The sequence below is a fragment of the Frigoribacterium sp. CFBP 13707 genome (assembly GCF_014842245.1).
GTDB classification, from domain to species: Bacteria; Actinomycetota; Actinomycetes; order Actinomycetales; family Microbacteriaceae; genus Frigoribacterium; species Frigoribacterium endophyticum.
Genome location: NZ_JACYVL010000009.1, coordinates 49,425 through 70,096, shown reverse-complemented (window position 1 = coordinate 70,096; position 20,672 = coordinate 49,425). Strand labels below are relative to the sequence as shown.

17 protein-coding genes are annotated in these 20,672 nt (G+C 74.1%); 7 read left to right on the top strand and 10 right to left on the bottom strand.

What is annotated here, in order from left to right; translation table 11 throughout:
* Positions 1-13 precede the first annotated feature (13 nt).
* From yicI to IFT45_RS13540, 5 genes are all read right to left on the bottom strand, one after another.
* Positions 14-2,317 (bottom strand): alpha-xylosidase, encoded by a 2,304-nt coding sequence (gene yicI, locus IFT45_RS13560; protein ID WP_192128771.1) that lies wholly within the window; start codon positions 2,315-2,317, stop codon positions 14-16.
* A gap of 67 nt (positions 2,318-2,384) precedes the next feature.
* Positions 2,385-3,299: a carbohydrate ABC transporter permease gene (locus tag IFT45_RS13555; RefSeq protein WP_056056121.1), complete on the bottom strand. Its 915-nt coding sequence runs from the start codon at positions 3,297-3,299 to the stop codon at positions 2,385-2,387.
* The gene (locus IFT45_RS13550) at positions 3,299-4,330 is read right to left on the bottom strand and encodes a carbohydrate ABC transporter permease (protein ID WP_192128769.1); all 1,032 of its coding nucleotides are present in this window, start codon (positions 4,328-4,330) and stop codon (positions 3,299-3,301) included. Before IFT45_RS13550 ends, IFT45_RS13555 begins: the two co-directional genes overlap by 1 nt.
* A 6-nt stretch (positions 4,331-4,336) precedes the next feature.
* Positions 4,337-5,629, bottom strand: coding sequence for an ABC transporter substrate-binding protein (locus tag IFT45_RS13545; RefSeq protein ID WP_185231067.1), 1,293 nt, complete (start codon positions 5,627-5,629; stop codon positions 4,337-4,339).
* 157 nt (positions 5,630-5,786) lie between these two features.
* On the bottom strand, positions 5,787-6,803 hold the full coding sequence (locus tag IFT45_RS13540) for a LacI family DNA-binding transcriptional regulator (protein WP_244638007.1): 1,017 nt from the start codon (positions 6,801-6,803) through the stop codon (positions 5,787-5,789).
* Positions 6,804-7,064: 261 nt separating this feature from the next.
* Between IFT45_RS13540 and xylA the strand changes: the two genes are divergently transcribed.
* Both xylA and IFT45_RS13530 read left to right on the top strand, forming a co-directional pair.
* Entirely contained in the window at positions 7,065-8,258 is a 1,194-nt protein-coding gene (xylA, locus tag IFT45_RS13535; protein ID WP_056056114.1) for a xylose isomerase, read from the top strand.
* A 244-nt stretch (positions 8,259-8,502) separates the two neighbouring features.
* Positions 8,503-8,736, top strand: coding sequence for a hypothetical protein (locus IFT45_RS13530; protein WP_056056112.1), 234 nt, complete (start codon positions 8,503-8,505; stop codon positions 8,734-8,736).
* Positions 8,737-8,784: 48 nt separating this feature from the next.
* Here IFT45_RS13530 and IFT45_RS13525 read toward each other — a convergent pair whose 3' ends face one another.
* Both IFT45_RS13525 and IFT45_RS13520 read right to left on the bottom strand, forming a co-directional pair.
* Positions 8,785-9,684 carry a hypothetical protein gene (locus IFT45_RS13525; RefSeq protein ID WP_192128765.1) on the bottom strand — a complete coding sequence of 300 codons (900 nt, stop codon included), beginning with the start codon at positions 9,682-9,684 and terminating at the stop codon, positions 8,785-8,787.
* Positions 9,685-9,793: 109 nt separating this feature from the next.
* Entirely contained in the window at positions 9,794-10,759 is a 966-nt protein-coding gene (locus IFT45_RS13520) for a GDSL-type esterase/lipase family protein (RefSeq protein WP_185231061.1), read from the bottom strand.
* Between the two features lie 332 nt (positions 10,760-11,091).
* Here IFT45_RS13520 and IFT45_RS13515 point away from each other — a divergent pair, with 332 nt between their 5' ends.
* The 3 genes from IFT45_RS13515 to IFT45_RS13505 are packed head-to-tail and all read left to right on the top strand — an operon-like array spanning position 11,092 to position 14,644.
* Positions 11,092-11,787 (top strand): TetR/AcrR family transcriptional regulator, encoded by a 696-nt coding sequence (locus IFT45_RS13515; protein WP_235491228.1) that lies wholly within the window; start codon positions 11,092-11,094, stop codon positions 11,785-11,787.
* Positions 11,784-12,560, top strand: coding sequence for a hypothetical protein (locus IFT45_RS13510; RefSeq protein WP_192128763.1), 777 nt, complete (start codon positions 11,784-11,786; stop codon positions 12,558-12,560). Before IFT45_RS13515 ends, IFT45_RS13510 begins: the two co-directional genes overlap by 4 nt.
* Complete coding sequence (locus IFT45_RS13505) at positions 12,557-14,644, top strand: YhgE/Pip family protein (protein WP_056056102.1); 2,088 nt, start codon at positions 12,557-12,559, stop codon at positions 14,642-14,644. The genes IFT45_RS13510 and IFT45_RS13505 overlap by 4 nt, the downstream gene beginning before the upstream one ends.
* Positions 14,645-14,654: 10 nt before the next feature.
* Here IFT45_RS13505 and IFT45_RS13500 read toward each other — a convergent pair whose 3' ends face one another.
* Complete coding sequence (locus tag IFT45_RS13500; protein WP_056056100.1) at positions 14,655-15,071, bottom strand: DUF3151 domain-containing protein; 417 nt, start codon at positions 15,069-15,071, stop codon at positions 14,655-14,657.
* A gap of 68 nt (positions 15,072-15,139) precedes the next feature.
* Complete coding sequence (locus IFT45_RS13495) at positions 15,140-15,802, bottom strand: RNA methyltransferase (RefSeq protein ID WP_056056098.1); 663 nt, start codon at positions 15,800-15,802, stop codon at positions 15,140-15,142.
* 206 nt (positions 15,803-16,008) lie between these two features.
* Here IFT45_RS13495 and IFT45_RS13490 point away from each other — a divergent pair, with 206 nt between their 5' ends.
* Positions 16,009-17,757 carry a polysaccharide biosynthesis protein gene (locus tag IFT45_RS13490; protein WP_371811016.1) on the top strand — a complete coding sequence of 583 codons (1,749 nt, stop codon included), beginning with the start codon at positions 16,009-16,011 and terminating at the stop codon, positions 17,755-17,757.
* A gap of 38 nt (positions 17,758-17,795) precedes the next feature.
* On the opposite strand, the gene IFT45_RS13485 is transcribed toward IFT45_RS13490, so the two are convergent.
* Entirely contained in the window at positions 17,796-19,127 is a 1,332-nt protein-coding gene (locus IFT45_RS13485; RefSeq protein ID WP_192128761.1) for a glycosyltransferase family 4 protein, read from the bottom strand.
* Between the two features lie 60 nt (positions 19,128-19,187).
* On the opposite strand from IFT45_RS13485, the gene IFT45_RS13480 reads away from it, so the two are divergent.
* The gene (locus tag IFT45_RS13480; RefSeq protein ID WP_192128759.1) at positions 19,188-20,648 is read left to right on the top strand and encodes a polysaccharide biosynthesis tyrosine autokinase; all 1,461 of its coding nucleotides are present in this window, start codon (positions 19,188-19,190) and stop codon (positions 20,646-20,648) included.
* Positions 20,649-20,672 lie beyond the last annotated feature (24 nt).

Below are 20,672 nucleotides of genomic sequence, written 5' to 3'. Positions count from 1 at the left end.
CGTCGTTCCGACCCTACTGCGACGCGGGGTCTCCCCCGACCTCGTCCAGGCTCCAGCCGGAGGCGGTGGTCTCGACCGTCACCGCGCCTCCCGCACGCCGGACGACGAAGTCGGCCCGCACGCCGTCGGGCGTGGTCACGGTGACCGTGCGGTCGCCGTCGCCCCCGGGGAAGACCCGCAGCACGAGGCCGTCGAGGTAGTCGTGGTCGGGGCGGTCGTCGCGACCGCCGACCGGGACGACGGCGCCCTCGCGGACGTACAGCGGCAGCGAGAGGACGTCGTGCACCTCGGTGCGCCAGGTGCCGGTGCCCGCGTCGACGACCTCGCCGGTGAACCAGCTCGTCCAGCGGCCGGCGGGCAGGTAGACCTCGACGGTGCCGTCGGCGGAGAACACCGGGGCCACCAGCAGGTCGTCGCCCAGCATGTACTGCGTGTCGACGTGGGCGACGGCGCGGTCGGCGGGGAAGGCCAGGGCCATCGGCCGCATCACCGGCAGGCCGGTGCGGGAGGCCTCGAGCCCGGCGGCGTAGAGGTACGGCATCAGCGAGAGCTTCAGCGTCGTGAAGCGCCGGGTCACCTCCACGGCCTCCTCGTCGAAGGCCCACGGCACCCGGTACGAGCCGCTGCCGTGGAAGCGGCTGTGGCTCGACAGCAGGCCGAAGGCCGTCCAGCGCTTGTAGACCTCCGCGTCGGGAGTGCCCTCGAAGCCGCCGATGTCGTGGCTCCAGAACGAGAACCCGCTCATCGCGATCGAGAGGCCGCCGCGGAGGGTCTCGGCCATCGACTCGAAGGTCGACGTCGAGTCGCCGCCCCAGTGCACCGGCAGGCGCTGACCGCCCGTGGTCGCCGAGCGGGCGAAGACGACGGCGTCGCCCTCGCCGCGGACCTCCTCGAGCACCTCGAAGACGGCCTCGTTGTACAGCTGCGTGTACCAGTTGTGCATCCGCTCGGGGTCGGAGCCGTCGTGCCAGACCACCCCGGTGGGGATCCGCTCGCCGAAGTCGGTCTTGAACGCGTCGACGCCCTGCGCCTGCAGCGCCCGGAGCTTGCCCTGGAACCAGGCGGTCGCCTCGGGGTTCGTGAAGTCGACGAGGCCCATGCCGGCCTGCCAGAGGTCCCACTGCCAGACGCTGCCGTCGGGGTTCCGCACGAGGTAGCCGGCGTCGGCCGCCTCGCGGAAGAGCGCCGACCGCTGGCCGATGTAGGGGTTGATCCAGACGCAGACGCGGAGGTCGCGCTCGTGCAGGCGGGCGAGCATGCCCTCGGGGTCGGGGAAGACCCGAGGATCCCACTCGAAGTCGCACCACTGGAACTCGCGCATCCAGAAGCAGTCGAAGTGGAAGACGCTGACCGGCATGTCGCGCCGGGCCATCTCGTCGACGAAGGAGGTGACGGTCGCCTCGTCGTAGTCGGTCGTGAACGACGTCGAGAGCCAGAGCCCGTACGACCAGGCCGGCACGTGCGCCGGGCGGCCGGTCAAGCGCGTGTACCGGTCGAGGACGTCGGCCGGGGTCGGCCCCGCGATCACGTAGTACGTCAGGCCCTCGCCCGCGACCGAGAACTGCACCCGCTCGACCGCCTCCGAGCCGATCTCGTACGAGACGTGGCCGGGGTGGTCGACGAGCACGCCGTAGCCGCGGCTCGTCAGGTAGAAGGGCACGTTCTTGTAGGCCTGCTCGCTCGACGTGCCGCCGTCGGCGTTCCAGACGTCGACCGTCTGGCCGTTCTTCACCAGCGGGCCGAAGCGCTCGCCGAGCCCGTAGACGAACTCGCCGACGCCGAGCGACAGCTGCTGCGACACGTAGTGCGGGGCGAACGCCCGCGCGGTGCCCGCCCGGGCGTTGCCCACCATCGCGCCGTCGAGCTGCGCGTCGGCGGCCACCGAGTGGTAGCCGACCGACTTCGCGCCCGAGCGGGTGAGGACGGTGTCGCCGTCGCGGAACGAGAGGTCGAAGGGGGCCCCGCGACCCACGGTGGCCGTGAGCCGGCCCGAGGTCAGGGTGGCGCCTCCCTCGGTCGCCGTCGCCGTGCCGACCCCGGCCTCGCCGCCCTCGGCCCCGACGAGGTCGAAGCCGATCTCGTCGCGCCCGCCGGAGAAGTGCTCGACGGTGACGCCGATCACGCCCTCCATCGGCGAGCGCAGCGTGACGGTCATGACCGGGCGGTTGAGGGTGTCGCCCCGCGACGCGATGACCTTGGTCGGGGCCGTCACGACGAGCGAGCGGCCGTCGGCGCCCTGCTCGACGTCGTAGGCCTCCTGGGCGAAGAGGGAGGAGACGCCGGGGCGCGTCTGCCAGAAGCCGTCGGTGAACTTCACGATGCGGTGCCTTTCGAGGGGAGTCGCGGGGCGGGGGGCCGGGGAGCGCGGCGGGCGCGGAGCCCGGTCACTTGACGGCCCCGGCCGTGATGCCGCGGGTGAGCGTGCGCTGGAACAGCAGGAAGAAGACGAGCGTCGGGATGAGCCCGAGCAGCGCCGAGGCGCTCGTCGTCGTGACGTCCATCAGGCGGTCGCCCTGCAGCGCCGTGATGGCGACGGGCACCGTCTGGTTGTCGTTCGACACCAGGAACGTCAGCGGGATGAGGAACTCGTTCCAGGTCCAGATGAAGAAGAAGATCGCGAGCACCGAGAGCGTCGGGCGGCTGATCGGCACGATGACGCGCCAGAGGATCTGCCACCGGCTGGCCCCGTCGAGCGACGCGGCCTCGAGCACCTCCTTGGGGAAGGTGCCGTAGACGCTCGACAGCAGGTACGTGCCGAAGGCGCTCTGGATGACCGTGAAGATGATGATGACGGCCCAGATGTTGTCGTAGAGCCCCACCTGCTTGAACAGGAAGTACAGCGGGTAGAGCAGCGCCTCCTGCGGCAGCATGTTCGCGAGCAGGAAGAGCACGATGATCCAAGTGCGGCCGCGCACCCGGCCGATGCCGAGGGCGTACGCGTTGAACACCGAGATGACGACGGCGAAGAGGGCGACGAGGCCCGCGATGACGAAGCTGTTCCAGAGCTTGGTCGGGAACTCGACCCTGTTCCAGAAGTTCACCAGGCCGTCGAAGTAGAGCGACGTCGGCAGGCTCAGCGGCCCGCCGCTCGTGTAGTCGGCGGGCGACTTGAACGAGTTCACCAGGATCAGCAGGAAGGGCAGCGCGATCAGCAGCCCGAAGAGCAGGGCCGCGGCCAGGATCACCCAGTCGGTGACCGTCTTCTTCCTCTTCCGCTGCTTCGCCTTCGGGAGGCGCGGGCTGGGCACCGCAGGGCGGATGCGGTCGCCCTCCACCGGCGGGACGACGGTCGTGGCCATCAGCGGCCTCTCTCTGCTCGTTCGACCCGGTTCTGGGCCTGGATGAAGAAGATCGTGATCACGACGATGACGAGGGTCAGCGCCGTCGCGATGGTGGCGCCGTAGCCGACCTGCTGGCTCTGGAAGAACTCGCTGTAGGCGTAGTAGCTCGGCACGATCGTGGAGTCGCCGGGGCCGCCGCGGGTGAGGGCGTAGATCGGCCCGAAGACCTTGAGCGCCGCGATGGTGCAGGTGAGCACGACCACGAAGATCTCGGGGCGGATGATGCTCACCGTGATCGCGCGGAACCTCTGGAACCAGCCGGCGCCGTCGAGCTCGGCGGCCTCGTAGAGCTCGGGGTCGACGCGCTGGAGGGCCGCCATGAAGATGACCACCGGGTAGCCGAGCTGGACCCAGACCATCACCACCATGATGCTGAGCAGCGCCGTGTCGGGGCTGCCGAGCCAGTTGTGCTGGAGGGCGCCGAGCCCGACGGCGTCGAGGACGCTGTTGAGCGCGCCGTTCTCGGGCCGGAGGATCCAGCCGATGACGATCGCGGCGATGGCCACGGGCAGGATCTGCGGCAGGTAGTAGGTGGCCCGGAGGAACGACGCCAGGCGGCCGCCGAACTTGCGCCCGATCAGGTCGAAGAGCATCGCGGCGAGGAGCAGGCCGAGGAGAGTCGGCACGACGACCATGGCGATGATCAGGAAGACGCTGTTGAGGAACGACGTCCAGAAGCGCTCGTCGGCCATCAGCTCGCGCCAGTTGTCGAGCCCGGCCCAGGTCGGCGGACGGATGCCGCGGTAGTCGGTGAAGCTGAGGTAGACGTTCCAGACCAGGGGCACCAGCACGACGACCGCGAACAGCGCGAAGCCGGGGATGAGATAGAGCCAGAAGCCGCGGCGGCCGGAGCCGGGCAGCAAGCTCTCCTCCGCGGGGCGGGCCGGGCGGGCGGTGCGGGCGGCGCGGGGGCCGGAGCCCGGGAGGGCCGACGTCGCGCGCCGGCCCTCCCGGGTCTCCCGCGCCTCCTTCGTGTCGAGGGAGGTCATGGCTGGCTACTCCCCGGTGATGTCGTCGACGCCGCTCTGGTACTGCCCGCCCAGGGTCTCGAGCATCTCCTCCGGCGAGGCCGAGCCGTTGACGAGCTCCTGGGTGCCGGCGACCAGCTGGTCGTAGAAGGTCGGCGTGGGCCAGTCGGGGTAGAAGGCGAGGCCGTCGCGCTCGAGGAGCGTGTTGAAGTTCGCGATCAGCTCCTGGCTCTTCGGGTCGGTGATGTCGGCCGGGTCGGCCTTGACGGGCACGCCGCCGTTGTTGCCGATGAGGTTCTGGATCTCGGGGCGCATCGTGATGTCGATGAACTTCTCGGCGAGCTCCTTGTTGGCGGCGTTCTCGGGGATCACCCAGAGGTTGCCGCCCGAGCCCGGAGCCATCTCGCTGCCGGGGAAGAGGAACGTGCCCCAGTCGAACGTCGCCTCGTCGGCGACGCGGCCGGCCCACCAGCTGCCGGAGACCATGATCGGCGCGCCGCCGCTCATGAAGGTCGTGCCCATGTCTTCGGCCTTGATGCCGGTGACGTCCTTCGAGATCCAGCCGTTCTCGACGTACTCCTGCAGCTTGTCGGCCGCGTAGCTGAGCTCGGGGCCCTGCCAGTCGACGTCGCCCTCGTACAGCTGGTAGTCGTCGACGAACGAGCGGTCGGCCTGCGAGAGGGCCAGCTGGTAGAAGAGCTGCCCGAGCGGGTACTCGGCGCCCGCCTCGGCGAGCGGGGTGATGCCCGCGTCGGCGAAGGTCTGCAGCGCCGCCTCGAACTCGTCGTAGGTCGTGGGCACCTCGACGCCCTGCGCCGCGAAGGCGTCCTTGTTGTAGTAGACCTCGACGTACTCGCCGTAGTTCGGGATGCCGTACCAGCTGCCCGAGCCCATGATGCCGCGCTCGTCGTACTTCGACGTCGTGGCGATCGACGGGGCGAGGTCGTCGTCCCAGCCGTACTCGGCGACGGCGTCGTCGAGGTTCGCCAGCAGGCCCTGGCTGGCGAGCAGGCCCGCCGTCGCGTTGCCCTTGTTGTACTCGAGGATGTCGGGCGCCTCGTCGGAGTTCAGCACCTGGCTGGCCGTCGAGCGGATCTGCTCGAAGCTCTTCGCCTCGAACTCGACGGTCGCGCCGGTCTCCTCCTCGAAAGTCTCGATGGCCTGGTCCCACGCGATGCCCATCGCGCTGGTCTCGCTCTCGAAGTGCCAGAGCTTGAGGGTGTCGGGGTCGGAGGACCCGCCGCCGGCCGAGCAGCCGGTGAGCAGCCCGGCGGTGGCCGCGAGGGCCGTGCCGACTGCGAGCACGCGTCGTTTCTTCATGGTTCTACCTCCTCGTAGAGGCCCCTTGCGTCGTCGAAGCGTTTCGACGATCGTCGTGGGGCGGTGATCTGCGGTGTCGTGCGGTGGTGGTGCGGTGATGGTGCGTGGAGCGGTGGTTCGTGGCGCGGTGGTGCGGGTGGGTGAGGGACAGGGAAGGCTAGGAGGCGCGGGTCGGCACGGTGACCGAGCCCTGCGCGAGGTAGACGGGGGCGATCAGCTCGACCCCGCGGTCGAGCCGGCCGTCGATGCGCTCGAAGGCAGCCTCGACCGCACGGCGGCACATCTCGTCGATCGGCAGCGGGATCATGTCGAGCGCCGGCTCGAGCTCGTCGGCCGCGTAGCTCGCGGCGGCGGCGAGCACGGAGAGGTCGCGGGGGATCTCGAGGCCCAGCTGCCGGATGCGCTGCAGCACGGCCTCGGCCGTCGGCTCGCTGCAGTGCAGCACGAGCGCGGTCATGCCGCGGAGGCGGGCCCGCAGCTCGTCGAAGGCCCGCCCGCCGGAGGCGCGGCTGAGGTCGGTCGGGATGGTGACGGTCTCGAGGCCGCGCACCTGGGCCCGCGCCGCGAACGCGTCGTCGAAGCGCCGGATGAAGCCCGTGTCGCGCTCCTGGTACGAGGCGGGGTGGCCGACCACGCCGACGACGCGGTGGCCGGCGTCGGCGAGGCGGTCGACGCTCATCGCGGCGGCGGTCTCGAAGTCGAGGTCGATGCAGGCGAGGTCGTCGGCCCCCTGCGGGATGCCGATGAAGCCGGCCGGCAGGGCGAGCTCGCGGACGAGGTCGACGCGCTCGTCGACCGTGGCGACGCCGATCGCGACGACGCCGTCGACCAGCGAGCTCGACGCGACGCGCCGGATGCCCGACACCTCGTCGTCGGTGGCCAGCAGCAGCACGTCGTAGTCGCGGCGGCGAGCAGCCTCGACGACGGCGGTGACGAAGCGCATCTGGGTGGGCTGGTGGTTGTCGGGCCGCACCGGGGCGCTCAGCGCCAGGATGTTCGTCCGGGCGCCGGCCAGCATCCGCGCGCCGGCGTGGGGGCGGTAGCCGAGCCGGTCGACCGCCTCCGTCACGCGCTGCCGCGTCGTCGACGCGATCGAGCGCTTGCCGGAGAGGGCGTACGAGACCGTGGAGATGGACACGCCGGCGGCCTCTGCCACGTCGTGAATCGTCGCCATCGGGACCTCGCTGTCTGGTGGGTGGAGAGACGCGAGACCGACGCTCTCCCGCTCGGTGCGGAAGCGCTTCGACTGCTCGCGGTTCGAGACACTACGACAGCCGCGACGGCCAGCGCAAGTGTTTCGTTGCCGCGGACGACAAATGCCGACCGGGCTTCCGTTCAGGCCGCGGACCGGATATGTTGAGGCACACAACATTCGTCGCGGCCCCGTCGCGGCGACCAGGCCTCGTCGCAGACGCACTCTCGGAAAGGGACATCGATGTCCGTCACCCCCACTCGCGAAGACAAGTTCTCGTTCGGCCTCTGGACGGTCGGCTACACGGGCGCGGACCCGTTCGGCGGCCCCACGCGCCCCGACCTCGACGTCGTCGAGGCCGTCGAGAACCTCGACCGCCTCGGCGCCTACGGCCTCACCTTCCACGACGACGACCTCTTCGCCTTCGGCTCGACCGACGCGGAGCGCCAGACGCAGATCGACCGCCTCAAGGGCGCCCTCGACGCGACCGGCATCGTGGTGCCGATGGTCACCACCAACCTCTTCAGCGCCCCCGTCTTCAAGGACGGCGGGTTCACCTCGAACGACCGCGGCGTGCGCCGTTTCGCGCTCCGCAAGGTGCTCCGCAACATCGACCTCGCCGCCGAGCTGGGCGCGAAGACCTTCGTCATGTGGGGCGGCCGCGAGGGCGCCGAGTACGACGCCGCCAAGGACGTCCAGGCGGCGCTCTCGCGCTACAAGGAGGGCGTCGACATGCTCTCGCAGTACGTGCTCGACAAGGGCTACGACCTGCGCTTCGCGATCGAGCCCAAGCCGAACGAGCCCCGCGGCGACATCCTGCTGCCGACGCTCGGCCACGCGATCGCGTTCATCGAGACGCTCGAGCACCCCGAGATGGCGGGCGTGAACCCCGAGGTCGGCCACGAGCAGATGGCGGGCCTGAACTTCACCGCCGGCATCGCCCAGGCGCTCTACCAGGGCAAGCTCTTCCACATCGACCTCAACGGCCAGCGCGGCATCAAGTACGACCAGGACCTCGTGTTCGGCCACGGCGACCTGCAGAACGCGTTCTCGCTCGTCGACCTGCTGGAGCACGGCTCCCCCCAGGGCGGCCCCTCCTACGACGGGCCTCGCCACTTCGACTACAAGCCCTCCCGCACCGAGTCGATCGACGGCGTCTGGGAGTCCGCGGCCGCCAACATGCGCATGTACCTGCTGCTCAAGGAGCGCGCGCAGGCGTTCCGTGCCGACCCCGAGGTGCAGGAGGCGCTGGCCGCCAGCCAGGTCGCGGAGCTCTCGGTGCCGACCCTGGGCGAGGGCGAGGGCTACGAGCAGCTCCTGGCCGACCGCGCCTCCTACGAGGAGTACGACGCCTCCGCCCACTTCGGCGGTCACGGCTACGGCTTCGTCCGTCTGCAGCAGCTCGCCCTCGAGCACCTGATGGGCGCACGCGACTAGGAGCAGGCGCGAAGCGGCTGCGTCGCGTGCGCTGACGCGCCCTGGCGCGTCAGACGGAGCTAGGAGCAGGCGCGCCAGCGCCAGCCACACCCACGACGCCCGGCCCCGACACTCGGGGCCGGGCGTCGCCACGCCCGCCGTCCTGCACCGCAGCGCACCGCCTGTCCGGGATGCGTACGATCCCCCGCCGCTGCTGACCGAGCGACCAGGGCGGCCGATGGTGTCCCTCGAACGAGGAGGTCACATGGTCGAGGGCGCCGCCGCGGAGCTCCGCTGTCGCATCTGTCGGGCACCGGCCCGCCTCGCCGACAACCCCTACTTCGGCACGGGGCTCTCGGTGCACCGGCAGATCCAGGTCTGCACACGGTGTCAGGCGATCTCGTTCCCGCCGCGGGCCGAGCGGGACGCGGCCGAGGCCGTCACCGCGCCTCCCCGGGGCTGGCGGGCCCGCCTCGGAGCGTGGCTGCACGCCCACTGATCTCTCCCCCGGCCCCTCCGCAGGAGTCGGGGCCCGTGGCCGCGTCGATCAGTCGGCGTCGAGCCCCTCGAGCGCCTCGCGGGCCCGCTCCGCCTCACGCCGGGCTGCGGCCGCGTCCTCGACGGCCCGACGGCGCTCCCGGCGCAGGAACCGCTCGCGGTCGTCGAGCTCGGCCCGACGAGCCTCGGCGGCCGCGAACTCGTCGCGCAGCCGACGCAGGTCGTCGGCGACGCGGTCGCGAGCGTCGTCCAGCTCCGCGACCCGCGACTCCACCTCGTCCCGGTCTGCCTCGGCCCGGTCGGCGGCCTGCTCGGCGCGCCGCAGCTCCTCCCGCGCGACGCGCCGTGCGTCCCGCTGCCGGCTCCGTCGGTCGGGGCCGCTCGTGGGCTCGGGCCCGCCGGGGGCCCCGGCGCCCACGCGGCGCGGTCGGGGCCGGTCGACGGCCTCGCCGGCCACGGCCCCGTCGAGGTCGGCGGGCTCCAGGCCGTCCGCCGCGAGGGGGCGGACGAGCACACCCGACCGGGCGGCCTCCGCCGCGTCGGCGTCGGCCACGACGGCTCGCAGGGTCTGCTCGAGAGCCACCACGGCCGGGCCGGCCAGGGGCGCGCCCGCCTGCTCGGCGAGCTCTCGACCGCGGGCGAGGAGCTGCGCGAGCGTGGCCTTCCGCTCGTCGGCCAGCGTCGCGAGCGCTGCCCGGTCGCCCCCCGCCTGCGCCGCGCGGAACCGGTCGCCCAGGGCCGCCGCGCCGGCGAGGCCCTGCCCGGCGTCGTCGCGGGCGAGCAGGTCCACCGCCCAGGCCGCGGGGGCGGCACGCGGCAGCCGGCGGATCCTGTCCGCGAGGTCGCGGTCGCCGGAGCGGCGCACCTCGGCGGCGAGCGCGTCCCGGGCTGCCACGAACTCGCCGGGCACCAGGGCGTAGAGCTGCTGGGCGGCGTCGGCGAGGGTCATCGATCGACCGTACCCACCGGCACCGCCGACCGGCCGTCGGGGCGCGCGGACGCTCCGGTCACGGGAGCAGGTCGTGCGGGCCAGGGGGGAGCGGCCGCGACGCGGGCGGTCAGGACGCCGAGAGCGACCCGGCGGCGGCGCGGGCAGCGCGTCGCCGTGCGCGGCGCCGGACGGGAGCCGGATCGCCGGCGCCGACCTCGCTCGCCAGGCCGGCGAGCTCCGTCGCGACGGCCCCGGCGAGCGCCGACGCCGCGCGGTGCCGCCGCGTCGGGGCGGCCCGACGGTCGTCGACCGCCTCGAGGGCGGCCACCACCCCGGGGGCGAGGGCCTCGGCCCACTTGCGGTGCATGGAGGCCCAGGAGAAGAGCTCCTGGACGTAGAGGCCGTCGAGGCTCCACGAGGGGAAGGGCACGACGGTGACCGCGTCGTCGTCGGCGGCGACCCGACGGCTCGCGGCGTCGAGGCGCGCGATCTGCGCGGTGATGAGGCGGCGGGCGACGGGCGGGATCGGACGGAACTCGGCCATGGGCGGCAGCTCGGCCACCACGACCCCGACCTCGGGGCCGGCCTCCTGGCGCACGCGGTCGACGAGCAGGCGCAGGTCGGCCTCCCACGAGGTCGCGCTGGTCGCCGCGAGCACGTCGGCGATGCCGAGCAGCACGACGACGACGTCGGCGCCCTCCGTCGTGAGGGAGGGCATCGTCGCGGCCGTGTGCATCGTGAGCACGGGCGAGGTGAGCTCGCTCCAGCTGAGGCCGCGGCCGCGCCGGTCGGCGACCCGCGCCGCGGTCTGGCTCGACGTCGTCATGCCGTGGCTCAGCACGCCGAGACCGGAGACCGCGACGCTGCCGATGAAGGCGAGCCGCTCGGGCCGGGGCCCGGCGATGAGGGGGGCGCGCTCGTCGCGCGGGAAGATCGACGACGCCATCTCGCGGCGGTAGAGCTCCAGGTGCACGCGGAAGAGCGGTCGGGCCGCGCCGACGAGCAGCGCGGCGAGGGGCGCCGGCACGCCTCGGTGGCGGCGGGGGGCGACGAGCGGGGTCGGGGCGTCGTCGGGGGCGGTGCGGTGGTCCATCGTGTCCTGCGTCCGTGCGGTGACCGAGTCTCCTCGGCGGACCCGTCCTGGGGCCCGTCTCGAGTGTCGCCGCCGGAGGGGCGCCGCGGGCGGCCGGTGCGCTTCCTGGACAATGCGGACGCATGGACCTGGGTCGGCCGAAAGGAGGACACGCCTCGAGGGAAAGTCCAGGTCAGAGCCCCACGAAGACCCGAGGAGGCGCGGGCGCGCCCCGCGGGACGCGCCTCGGCGACCATCCACCCACCCCGCCAACTGGGGGCATGTCCCTGCCCTGTCGCCGCGTCCACGATCTGATCTTGCACAGCAGTGTGCAAGATCGTACGATGGACCTCGTGACCACGACCGAGCAGACCCCGCGAGCCCCCCGCCGCGACGCCGCCGCCAACCGCGAGGCCCTGATGGCCGCCGCGGTCCGGCTCCTCAACGTCGACGCCGCCGCCCCCCTCGAGGCGATCGCCGCCGAGGCGGGCCTGTCGCGTCGCAGCGTCTACGGGCACTTCGCGACCCGCGACGACCTCGTGCGCGAGGTCACCCTGCGCGGCGCCGCCCGCATCGGCGTGGCCGCGCTGCCCGACCACGTCGACGACCCGGTCGTCCAGCTCGCCGCCCTCGGCGCGCGGCTGTGGTCGGAGGTCGAGCACGTGCGCGTGCTGGCCCAGCTGACGGTGCGCGGGCCCCTGGCCGCCGAGGTGGGCGGCGCGCTGGCGCCGCTGCGGGCCTTCCTCCGCGAGACCGTGCGTCGCGGCGTCGCCGACGGGCGCATGCGCGACGACATCGCGGTCGACACGCTGGCCCGGCTCGTCGAGGGCGCTGCGCTCACGGTGCTCGACGAAGCGACCGGCCGCGACCTCGACCGCGCCGAGGGCCACCGCCTCGTGATGCTCGCCGTGCTCGCCATGGTCGGGCTCGGCTGGCGCGAGGCCGACGAGCTGGTGAGGGCGACGCCCGGACTGGCCCTCGCACCGCCGCCCGCCGACCCCTCGACCGCCGACCCCCGCCCCACCCCGACCCCGGAGCCCTCCGCATGAGACTCGAACTCGACCAGGTCGCCCTCGGCGACGGCCCCGGCGCTCCGCTCCCCGCCGTCTCGGTGGTGGCCGACCGCCGCGCCCCCGGCTTCGTCGCCGTCGAGACGGAGGGCGCCCCCACGCTCGCCTCCCTCGTCGCCGGCGGGCGGATGGCCCCCGACCGCGGCCGGGTGACGCTCGACGGGAGCGAGGACGCCGACGCGGTCCGCGCCTCCTTCGCCCTCGTCGACACCCCCACGGTGGCCGAGCCCTTCAGCACGCTGACCGTGGCGCAGGTGACCCGGGAGGAGCTGGCGCTGGCCGGCCACCGGGCCGACCGCGCCTCCGTCGCCGAGTTCCTCGACGTCGTCGGGCTGACGGAGCACCGCCGCACCCGACTCGCGTCGCTGCCGACCGAGCTGCGCGTCCGGCTGCTCTGCGAGCTGGCGATGCTGCGCCCGGGCGTGGAGGGCCTCGTGCTCACCAGCCCCGAGCGGCACGGCGGCGACGTCGCCGCCTGGCTCGGCGTCGTGCACGACCTGGCCCGCCGCGGGGTCGTCGTGCTGACCGTGACCGGCTTCGCCGCCCTGGCGACCGTCCGCGCCCTGCCCGCCCCGGACCTCGGCGAGGACGAGGACGACGACGCCGAGGCCGCGCCCGGCGAGGACGAGGACACCGAGACCGCGCCCGGCGCCGACTCCGACACCCACTTCGACGCCCGTCCCGACGACGACCCCGCCGCCCGTCCCGACGACGACACCGCTGCCCCGACCCCAGGAAGCTCCCGCTCGTGAAGATCATCGCCCTCGTCCGCTCCGAGCTGCAGCGGCTCACGTCGACCGGGCTCGCCCGCCTCGCCCTCGTCGCCCTGATGACCGTGCCGCTGCTCTACGGCGGCCTCTACCTCTGGGCGAACCAGGACCCGTACGCGAAGCTCGACCAGGTGCCCGCGGCGCTCGTCAACGACGACGCCGGCACGACCGTCGACGGCACGGCGACGAACTACGGCGACGAGGTGACCGACGAGGTCGTCGACGGCGGCGACTTCGACTGGCACACGGTCAGCGCCGCGGAGGCCGCGGCCGGCCTCCGAGACGGCACGTACGACTTCACGTTCACCATCCCGCGCGACTTCAGCGCCGACCTCACCAGCGCCACGACCGACGACCCGACCCGCGCGCAGATCACCCTCGCGACGAACGACACCAACAGCTACCTGGCGACGACGATCGCCGGCCAGGCCGGCAAGACGATCCGGGCCTCGGTGACGGAGAAGGTCGGCAAGGAGGCGGCGGCCCAGCTGCTCGTCGGGCTCGCCGACATCCGGACGTCGCTCGGCGACGCGGCGGACGGTGCCGACCAGCTCGTCGGCGGCGTCGTCTCCGCGGAGCAGGGCACCGACCAGCTGGTGACCGGCGCCTCGGACGCGTCCGCCGGAGCCGACCAGCTCTCGGCCGGGGCCTCGTCGGCCGCGGCGGGCGCCCGGGCGCTCTCCGACGGCACGGACCAGCTGAGCGCCGGCGCCTCGACCCTGTCGAGCGGGCTCGACCAGCTCGAGACCGCGACGTCGACGCTGCCGGGCAGCGCACACCAGCTCGCGACCGGCGCCGACCAGGTCGCCGACGGGAACGAGGCCCTGGCCGCCGGCGTCGCCCAGGCCGCCACGGCGAGCCAGGCCGCGATCGACGCCGCCCCGGCCACGCAGCAGGCGATCGGGCAGCAGCTCGTCGAGTACTTCGTCGGGCAGGGCCAGACCCCCGAGGAGGCGGCGGCGTCAGCGGCCGAGGTGGCGAGCTACTTCGCCCCGCTCTCGCAGTCGCTGAGCGACGCGAACGCCCAGGTGCAGGGGCTGGACGCCCAGGTCGGGCAGCTCGCCACCGGTGCGCGGCAGGTCTCGGACGGCGCCGCGGCGCTGGACGTGCAGGCCCCGGCCCTCGCCACGGGCATCTCGGACGCCGCCGCCGGGGCGCGCCAGCTCGACACGGGCGCCGCGTCCGCCGCGACGGGCGCGGACACGCTCGCCACGGGGCTCGGCACGCTCGACACCGGCGCCGCCGGGCTCTCCAGCGGGCTGCACACCCTCAGCGACGGCACGGTGAGCCTCCGAGAGGGCCTCGGCACCCTCGACACGGGCGCCACGCAGCTCCGCGACGGGCTGCAGACCGGCCTCGGCGAGATCCCCGCGAGCACCGAGCAGACCCGCGACGCGCAGTCCGAGGCCATCAGCGACCCGGTGTCCGTCTCCGACCAGGCCGTCACCAGCGCCGGCACCTACGGCGCGGGGCTCGCGCCGTTCTTCATCAGCCTCGCGGCCTGGATCGGCATCTACGCGCTGTTCCTGATCGTCAAGCCCTTCTCGAAGCGCGCCGTCACGGCCGTGCGCGCCCCCGGGCGCGTGGTCGTGGCGGGCTGGGCGGCCCCCGCGCTGCTCGGCGTCGTCCAGATGCTCGCGCTCTTCACGATCGTGCGGTTCGCGCTCGGCTTCGACGTCGTGCACCCCTGGGCGACCATCGGCCTGATGGCCCTCGCCTCGGTCACGTTCGCGGCGATCATCATGACGCTCAACGTGCTGCTCGGCAGCGTGGGGCAGTTCCTCGGCCTCGTGCTGATGGTCGTGCAGCTCGTGACCGCGGGCGGCACCTTCCCGTGGCAGACGCTGCCGGCGCCGCTCGCCGCCCTGCACTTCGTGCTGCCGATGAGCTACGCGACCGACGGCCTGCGCCAGCTGATGTACGGCGGCAGCACGGCCACCGCCTGGGGCGACGCGGGCGTCCTCGCCCTGTGGGGCCTCGGCGCGCTGCTGCTCTCGCTGCTCGCGGCGCGGCGGATGACCCGTCGCCGCACGCTGCGCGACCTGCGGCCGTCGCTGATCGGCTAGCGGCAGGGCCTCAGGCGCGCTCGGCCTCCAGCGCCGGAGCGGCGGCCGGGTCGGCGTCGTCGAGGAAGGTCGTCAGGCGCTCGACCTCGTCGGCCTCGCCGATGGCGGCGGCGCCGCGGCGGAGGGCCCAGAGCGAGCGCAGCACGCCGCGGTTGGGCTCGTGCGACCACGGCACGGGCCCCTGGCCCCGCCAGCCCGCCCGGCGCAGCGAGTCGAGACCGCGGTGGTAGCCGACGCGGGCGTAGGCGTATGCCTCGAGGTCGGCGCCGCGCGCGGCGGCCTCGTCGCTGAGCAGCGCCCAGGCCAGCGACGACGTCGGGTGGGCCACGACGACCTCGGCCAGCTCGAGGGACCCGAGGTCGGCGAGCACGTCGGGCTCGGCGGGCAGCAGCGTCTCGGGCACGCCGAGGAGGTTCTGGGAGGGCATGCCCCCACGGTAGCCCGTGCTGCCGGACGACCCGGCCCGCGACTCCCCCCGGCCCGCCGCGGCGCGGGTCAGAAGCGGTGCTGCCGCACCCAGGCGTGCATGACCACCGCCGCCGCCGCGCTCGCGTTCAGGCTGCGGGTCGAGCCGAACTGCGAGATCGCGAGCAGCGCCTCCGAGGCGGCCACCGCCTCCTCGCTGAGGCCCGGGCCCTCCTGGCCGAAGAGCAGCACGCAGCGCTCGGGCAGGTCGAACGTCTCGACGGGCACCGACCCCTCGACGTTGTCGACGCCGAGCACGGGGAGGCGGTGGTCGCGTGCCCAGGCCACGAACGTCTCGACGTCGGGGTGGTGGACGACGTGCTGGTAGCGGTCGGTCACCATCGCGCCGCGCTTGTTCCAGCGGCGGCGACCGACGATGTGCACCGTGTCGGCCGCGAAGGCGTTCGCGCTGCGCACGATGGAGCCGATGTTCATGTCGTGCTGCCAGTTCTCGACGGCGACGTGGAAGGGGTGCCGGTGCTCGTCCAGGTCGGCGACGATCGCTTCCATGCTCCACCAGCGGTACCGGTCGACGACGTTGCGGGAGTCGCCGTCGCGGAGGAGTTCGCGGTCGTAGCGGGGGTCGTCGGGCCAGGCGGCCTCGCCCCCGGGCCACGGGCCGACGCCGTGGGCGAGACGGGGCTCGTCGGGGTCGTCCGGGAGCGGGGAGGGACGCGGGTCGTCGACGGGCACGACCCCAGGGTACGTCGGCCGGTGCCGTGGCCCGCAGACCGATCGGTCATTGCACGTGTGACACGTGGAATGTTACCCTGCTCGAGCCGATCGACGAGCGCCGGCCCGACCCGCAGAGGTGCCCCATCAGCGAGACCGACCTCGACCCCTCTCCCCCTCCGCGTCACGGCTGGCCGGGCAGCGCCGCCGCCGTCCGCGGAGCGCTGGTGGCGGCCGACGCGGCGGCCTGGCTCGTGGCCGTCGCGACCGTGGCGCTGCTCGTCGACCTCGTCGGGCCGGGCACCGCACCGCACGTCGCCGCCTGCGCCGGCGCAGCCGCCGTCGCACAGCTCGCCGTGGGCACGGCCTGGGGCCTCTACCGCCCCCGGTGGGTCGCCGGCAGCGCCGCGGAGGCCCGCGGCCTCGTCGCCTGCGCCGCGGTGGCCGCGGCCGCGGTCTCGCTCCTGCCCCTGGTCTCGCCCTACCGGCTCGGCCCGTGGATCGACTGGCCGCCGGCCCTGCCCCTCGTCGCGCTCGGCGTCGCCGCCCTCGCGATGGGCTCGGCCCGGGCGCTCCTCCGGGGCCGTCTCGAGGCGCGGCTCCGCCCCCGCGGCGCTCCGACGCCGGCCCTCGTGCTCGGTGCGGGCTCCGTGGGCGAGCACGTCGTCCGACGGATGCTCACCGACCCGAGCTGCCGCCACCGCCCGGTCGCGCTGCTCGACGACGACCCGGCCACGCACGGCATGCGGATCGCGGGGCTGAAGGTGCTCGGCGGGCGCGAGGTGCTGGCCGAGGCCGCGGCCCGCACGGGCGCCGGCACCCTCGTGCTCGCGATGGCCCGGGCCGACGCCGCCCTGGTCCGCGAGCTGACCGACCACGGCGAGTCCGCGGGCCTCCGCGTGCTGACCGTCCCCACCATCGACGAGATCCTCGAGGGCAGGTCGGGCGTCACCGACCTCCGTGACGTCTCGCTCGAGGACCTCGTCGGGCGACGCCCGGTCGAGACCGACGTCGCGGCCGTCGCCGCGAGCGTCCGGGGCCGTCGCGTGCTCGTCACGGGCGCGGGCGGCTCGATCGGCAGCGAGCTCTGCCGACAGCTGGCGGCGCTCGACCCGGCGGAGCTCATCCTCCTCGACCGTGACGAGACCGCCCTGCAGTCGGTCCAGGTGTCCCTCGCCGGCCACGGCCTGCTCGACACCCGCGAGGTCGTCCTCGCCGACATCCGCGACCCCGTCGCGCTCGGAGCCGTCTTCCGGGCCCGGCGGCCCGAGGTGGTGTTCCACGCCGCGGCCCTGAAGCACCTGCCGCTGCTCGAGCAGTACCCCGGCGAGGCCTGGCAGACCAACGTGATGGGCACGCTCCACGTGCTGGAGGCCGCGCAGGCCGTCGACGTCGAGACGTTCGTGACCATCTCGACCGACAAGGCGGCGAACCCCACCAGCGTGCTCGGCCGCTCGAAGCGCGTGGCCGAACGGCTCACGGCGCACGCCGCCCAGGCCAGCGGCCGTCGCTACCTCTCGGTGCGGTTCGGCAACGTCCTGGGCAGCCGCGGCAGCATGGTGCCGCTGTTCCGCGACCTGATCGCGGCGGGTCGACCCCTCACGGTCACGCACCCCGACGCGACGCGGTTCTTCATGACCATCCCGGAGGCCTGCCAGCTCGTGCTGCAGGCCGGGGCCATCGGCGGGCCCGGCGAGGTCCTCGTGCTCGACATGGGAGAACCCGTGCGGGTGCTCGACGTCGCCGAGCGGATGATCACCCTGTCGGGGCGTGACGTCGAGGTCGTGTTCACCGGCCTGCGCCCGGGCGAGAAGCTCCACGAGGAGCTCACCGGCGTCGGCGAGGTCGACGAGCGGCCGGTCCACCCGCTCATCTCGCACACCGTGGTGCCGCCCCTCGCCGCCGACGACCTCGACGTCCGGTCGATGACGAACGGCCCTCCCCCCGCGGGCGAGCGCCGCGTCGCGACGGCCTGAGCGGGACGGCCTAGTCGCGGCGGCCTAGTCGCGGCGGCCTAGTCGCGGCGGGCTGAGCGGCCTCGGCCCCGACGCGGACGGGTCGCCGCGGTCGCAGCGTCGCACTCGACGACGTCGCAGAGCCGGGCGACGAGCAGGGGCTGCGCGTAGCGCTCCTCCGCGAGCCGCCGGGCCGCCCGCCCCGCCCGCCGCAGCCCGGCGGCGTCGTCGACGAAGTCGGCGAGGGCACGGGCCGCCCGGCCGGGGTCGCGGTCGAGCTGCAGGCCCGCGCCCGTCTCGACCAGCGCCTCCGCCTGCCAGCCCCCGATGTTCACCGCGACCGGACGCGCCGCGGCGAGCGCGTCGAAGTACTTGTTCGCGCTGTTCGCCCGCAGGGCCGGCACGTCGGCGAACGAGCTGAGCGCGATGGTCGACGCCGCCAGGACGTCGGGCAGGTCGGCCTTGGCCACGGCGTCGAGCACGACGAGCGACCCGTCGAGGACCCCGAGCCGGCGCGCCCGCTCGCGCACCGCCTCCTTCTCGGCCCCCGCCCCGAGCAGCACGACGACCAGGTCGTGGCCCCGCCGGTCGAGCTCCACGGCGACGTCGACCAGGTGGTCGAGCCCGTTGGCCCGCCCGAAGGTGCCGCAGTAGACGGCCAGGCGACGCCCGAGGAGGCGCGGGTGGCGGCCCGTGAAGGCCTCCGGCCGGGCGCGGGCCGGGTCGAACCGCTCGAGGTCGCTCATGTTCGGCACGACCACGGTGCGGTCGCGCGGGTGACCCGCGCGGACGACCGAGTCGGCCATGCCGGGCGAGAGGGCCACCACGGTCGACGACGAGGCGTAGGCCGCGCGTTCGAGGAGGCGCGCGGCCGCCCTCAGGAGGGGGTGCCGCAGCGCCCCCATCGCGATGGGCACCTCGGGCCAGCTGTCACGCACCTCGAAGACGAGCGGGGCCCGGCGGAGGAGGGTCGCCGCGATGCCCGGCACGGCGATCGTCAGCGGGGTGCTGGTCGCGACGACCACGTCGCCGCGGAGCGACCGGGCGAGCAGCGAGGAGCGCAGGGCGAACGCGACGAACGCGACGATGCGGCGTCCGTCGCCCATGGCGGCGGCGTAGTCGACGGGGACGCGGTGGACCGTCACGCCGTCGTGGACCTCGTCGGCGTCAGCGCCGTGCGCGCTCGCGGGGGCCGCGTCGACGGGCGGCGTGGCCGTCACGACGTGGACGTCGTGCCCGCGACGCGCGAGGGCCGTCGCGACGTGGAACGACCGCACCCCGCCGGCCTGCGCGGGGGTGAGGAAGTACTGGTGGAGGTAGACGACGCGCACGACGGCCTTCCGACGGAGACGGCAGGTCGTGGGCACTCCCCCGCCTGTGATGTTGCACATGTACAATACCGACTGCTCGGCCCGCCGTCGAGAGTCCGTACCCGATCGGAGCGAGAGCCGATGTCCCTGTCCGACCACCTCCACGTCCTGCGCCGCTCCTGGTGGCTCGTCGCGCTCGTGACCCTGCTGGGGCTGGCGGTCACGGCCGTCGTCTCGGGCGCCTCCCCGCGGGTGTACGAGTCGAGCACGCAGCTCTTCGTCTCGGTGCGCGGCACGAGCACGAGCACCGCGATCGAGGTCGGGCAGGGCAGCGCCGCCGCTCAGCAGAAGGTCCGCAGCTACACCGACGTCGTCACCAGCTCGCGCGTGCTCGAGCCGGTCGTGCTGCGGCTCGCCCTGCCGATGAGCACGAGCGAGCTCGCCGAGGCCGTCACCGCGACGGTGGCCGCGAACAGCGTCGTCCTGACCATCAGCGTCCGCGACACCGACCCCGCCCGCGCGGCCCTCATCACCGACGCGGTCAGCGAGAGCTTCCGCGACGTCGTGGTGGGCAGCCTCGAGGCCTCGCCCGACGGCGGGGCGAGCCTCGTCGGCCTCGAGGTGCTGGAGCCCGCGGTCGCGAGCAGCGCGCCCGTCTCGCCGCGCACCTCCCGCGACCTGCCCCTGGGCCTCGCCCTCGGCGCCGCCGTCGGCTACCTGGGCGCCCTCGCCCGGCACCTGCTAGACACCCGGGTGCGCTCCGGCGACGACGTCGAGGCGGCGGGCGAGACCGTCCTCGGGGCGACGCTCCACGACCCCGACGCCCAGCTCCGCCCGCTGACCGTGCAGCACGACCCCCGCGGCACGCGGGCGGAGGCGTACCGCTCGCTGCGGACGAGCCTGCAGTTCGCCGACGCGGGCAGCGACGCCCGGGTGGTCGTGGTGACCTCGGCGCTGCCCGGCGAGGGCAAGACCACGACCACCGCGAACCTCGCCGTGACGCTGGCGGAGACCGGCGCCCGGGTGGCGTTGGTCGACGCCGACCTCCGCCGGCCACGCCTCGCGGAGATGATGGGGCTCGAGGGCGCCGCGGGCCTGACGGACGTCCTCATCGGCCGCGCGGGGCTCCGCGACGTGGCCCAGCCCTGGGGCCGCGACGGCCTCGACGTCGTCGCCGCGGGCCAGGTGCCGCCGAACGCGAGCGAGCTGCTCGGCTCGACGCGCATGCGCGAGCTCCTGGTCGAGCTGAGGGCGACCTACGACTACGTCCTCTTCGACGCACCCCCGCTGCTGCCGGTCACCGACGCCGCCGTCCTCAGCCACGTCGCGGACGGAGCCCTCGTCGTCGCCGCGCTCGGCCACACCCCGAGGGCCCGCCTGGAGGAGGCCCTCGCCCACCTGCACCGCATCGGCACGCGGGTGGTCGGCGTCGTCCTGACCATGCACCCGGTCGGCCGAGGAGGTGCCTACAGCGCCACCTACGCACCGGTCTCGGCGGCGTCTGAGCCCCCGGTGACCAGCCCCGCCTCCACGGGCTCCGAGCGTCGCGCCCGCGGTCGCCGGGCGGCACCGCGCCGGGCCGACGACGAGCGCCGTGCCTGACGGTCCGGCCCGACTCGTGCTCGA

What these genes read in the sequence shown, in the direction of transcription:
- IFT45_RS13545 (WP_185231067.1), bottom strand. Translation starts at nt 5,629, where the DNA reads ATGAAGAAACGACGCGTGCTCGCAGTCGGCACGGCCCTCGCGGCCACC.
- IFT45_RS13525 (WP_192128765.1), bottom strand. Translation starts at nt 9,684, where the DNA reads ATGACCCTCGCCGACGCCGCCCAGCAGCTCTACGCCCTGGTGCCCGGC.
- IFT45_RS13550 (WP_192128769.1), bottom strand. Translation starts at nt 4,330, where the DNA reads ATGACCTCCCTCGACACGAAGGAGGCGCGGGAGACCCGGGAGGGCCGG.
- xylA (WP_056056114.1), top strand. Translation starts at nt 7,065, where the DNA reads ATGTCCGTCACCCCCACTCGCGAAGACAAGTTCTCGTTCGGCCTCTGG.
- IFT45_RS13520 (WP_185231061.1), bottom strand. Translation starts at nt 10,759, where the DNA reads ATGGACCACCGCACCGCCCCCGACGACGCCCCGACCCCGCTCGTCGCC.
- IFT45_RS13510 (WP_192128763.1), top strand. Translation starts at nt 11,784, where the DNA reads ATGAGACTCGAACTCGACCAGGTCGCCCTCGGCGACGGCCCCGGCGCT.
- IFT45_RS13500 (WP_056056100.1), bottom strand. Translation starts at nt 15,071, where the DNA reads ATGCCCTCCCAGAACCTCCTCGGCGTGCCCGAGACGCTGCTGCCCGCC.
- IFT45_RS13485 (WP_192128761.1), bottom strand. Translation starts at nt 19,127, where the DNA reads ATGTGCAACATCACAGGCGGGGGAGTGCCCACGACCTGCCGTCTCCGT.
- IFT45_RS13555 (WP_056056121.1), bottom strand. Translation starts at nt 3,299, where the DNA reads ATGGCCACGACCGTCGTCCCGCCGGTGGAGGGCGACCGCATCCGCCCT.
- IFT45_RS13540 (WP_244638007.1), bottom strand. Translation starts at nt 6,803, where the DNA reads ATGGCGACGATTCACGACGTGGCAGAGGCCGCCGGCGTGTCCATCTCC.
- IFT45_RS13530 (WP_056056112.1), top strand. Translation starts at nt 8,503, where the DNA reads ATGGTCGAGGGCGCCGCCGCGGAGCTCCGCTGTCGCATCTGTCGGGCA.
- IFT45_RS13480 (WP_192128759.1), top strand. Translation starts at nt 19,188, where the DNA reads ATGTCCCTGTCCGACCACCTCCACGTCCTGCGCCGCTCCTGGTGGCTC.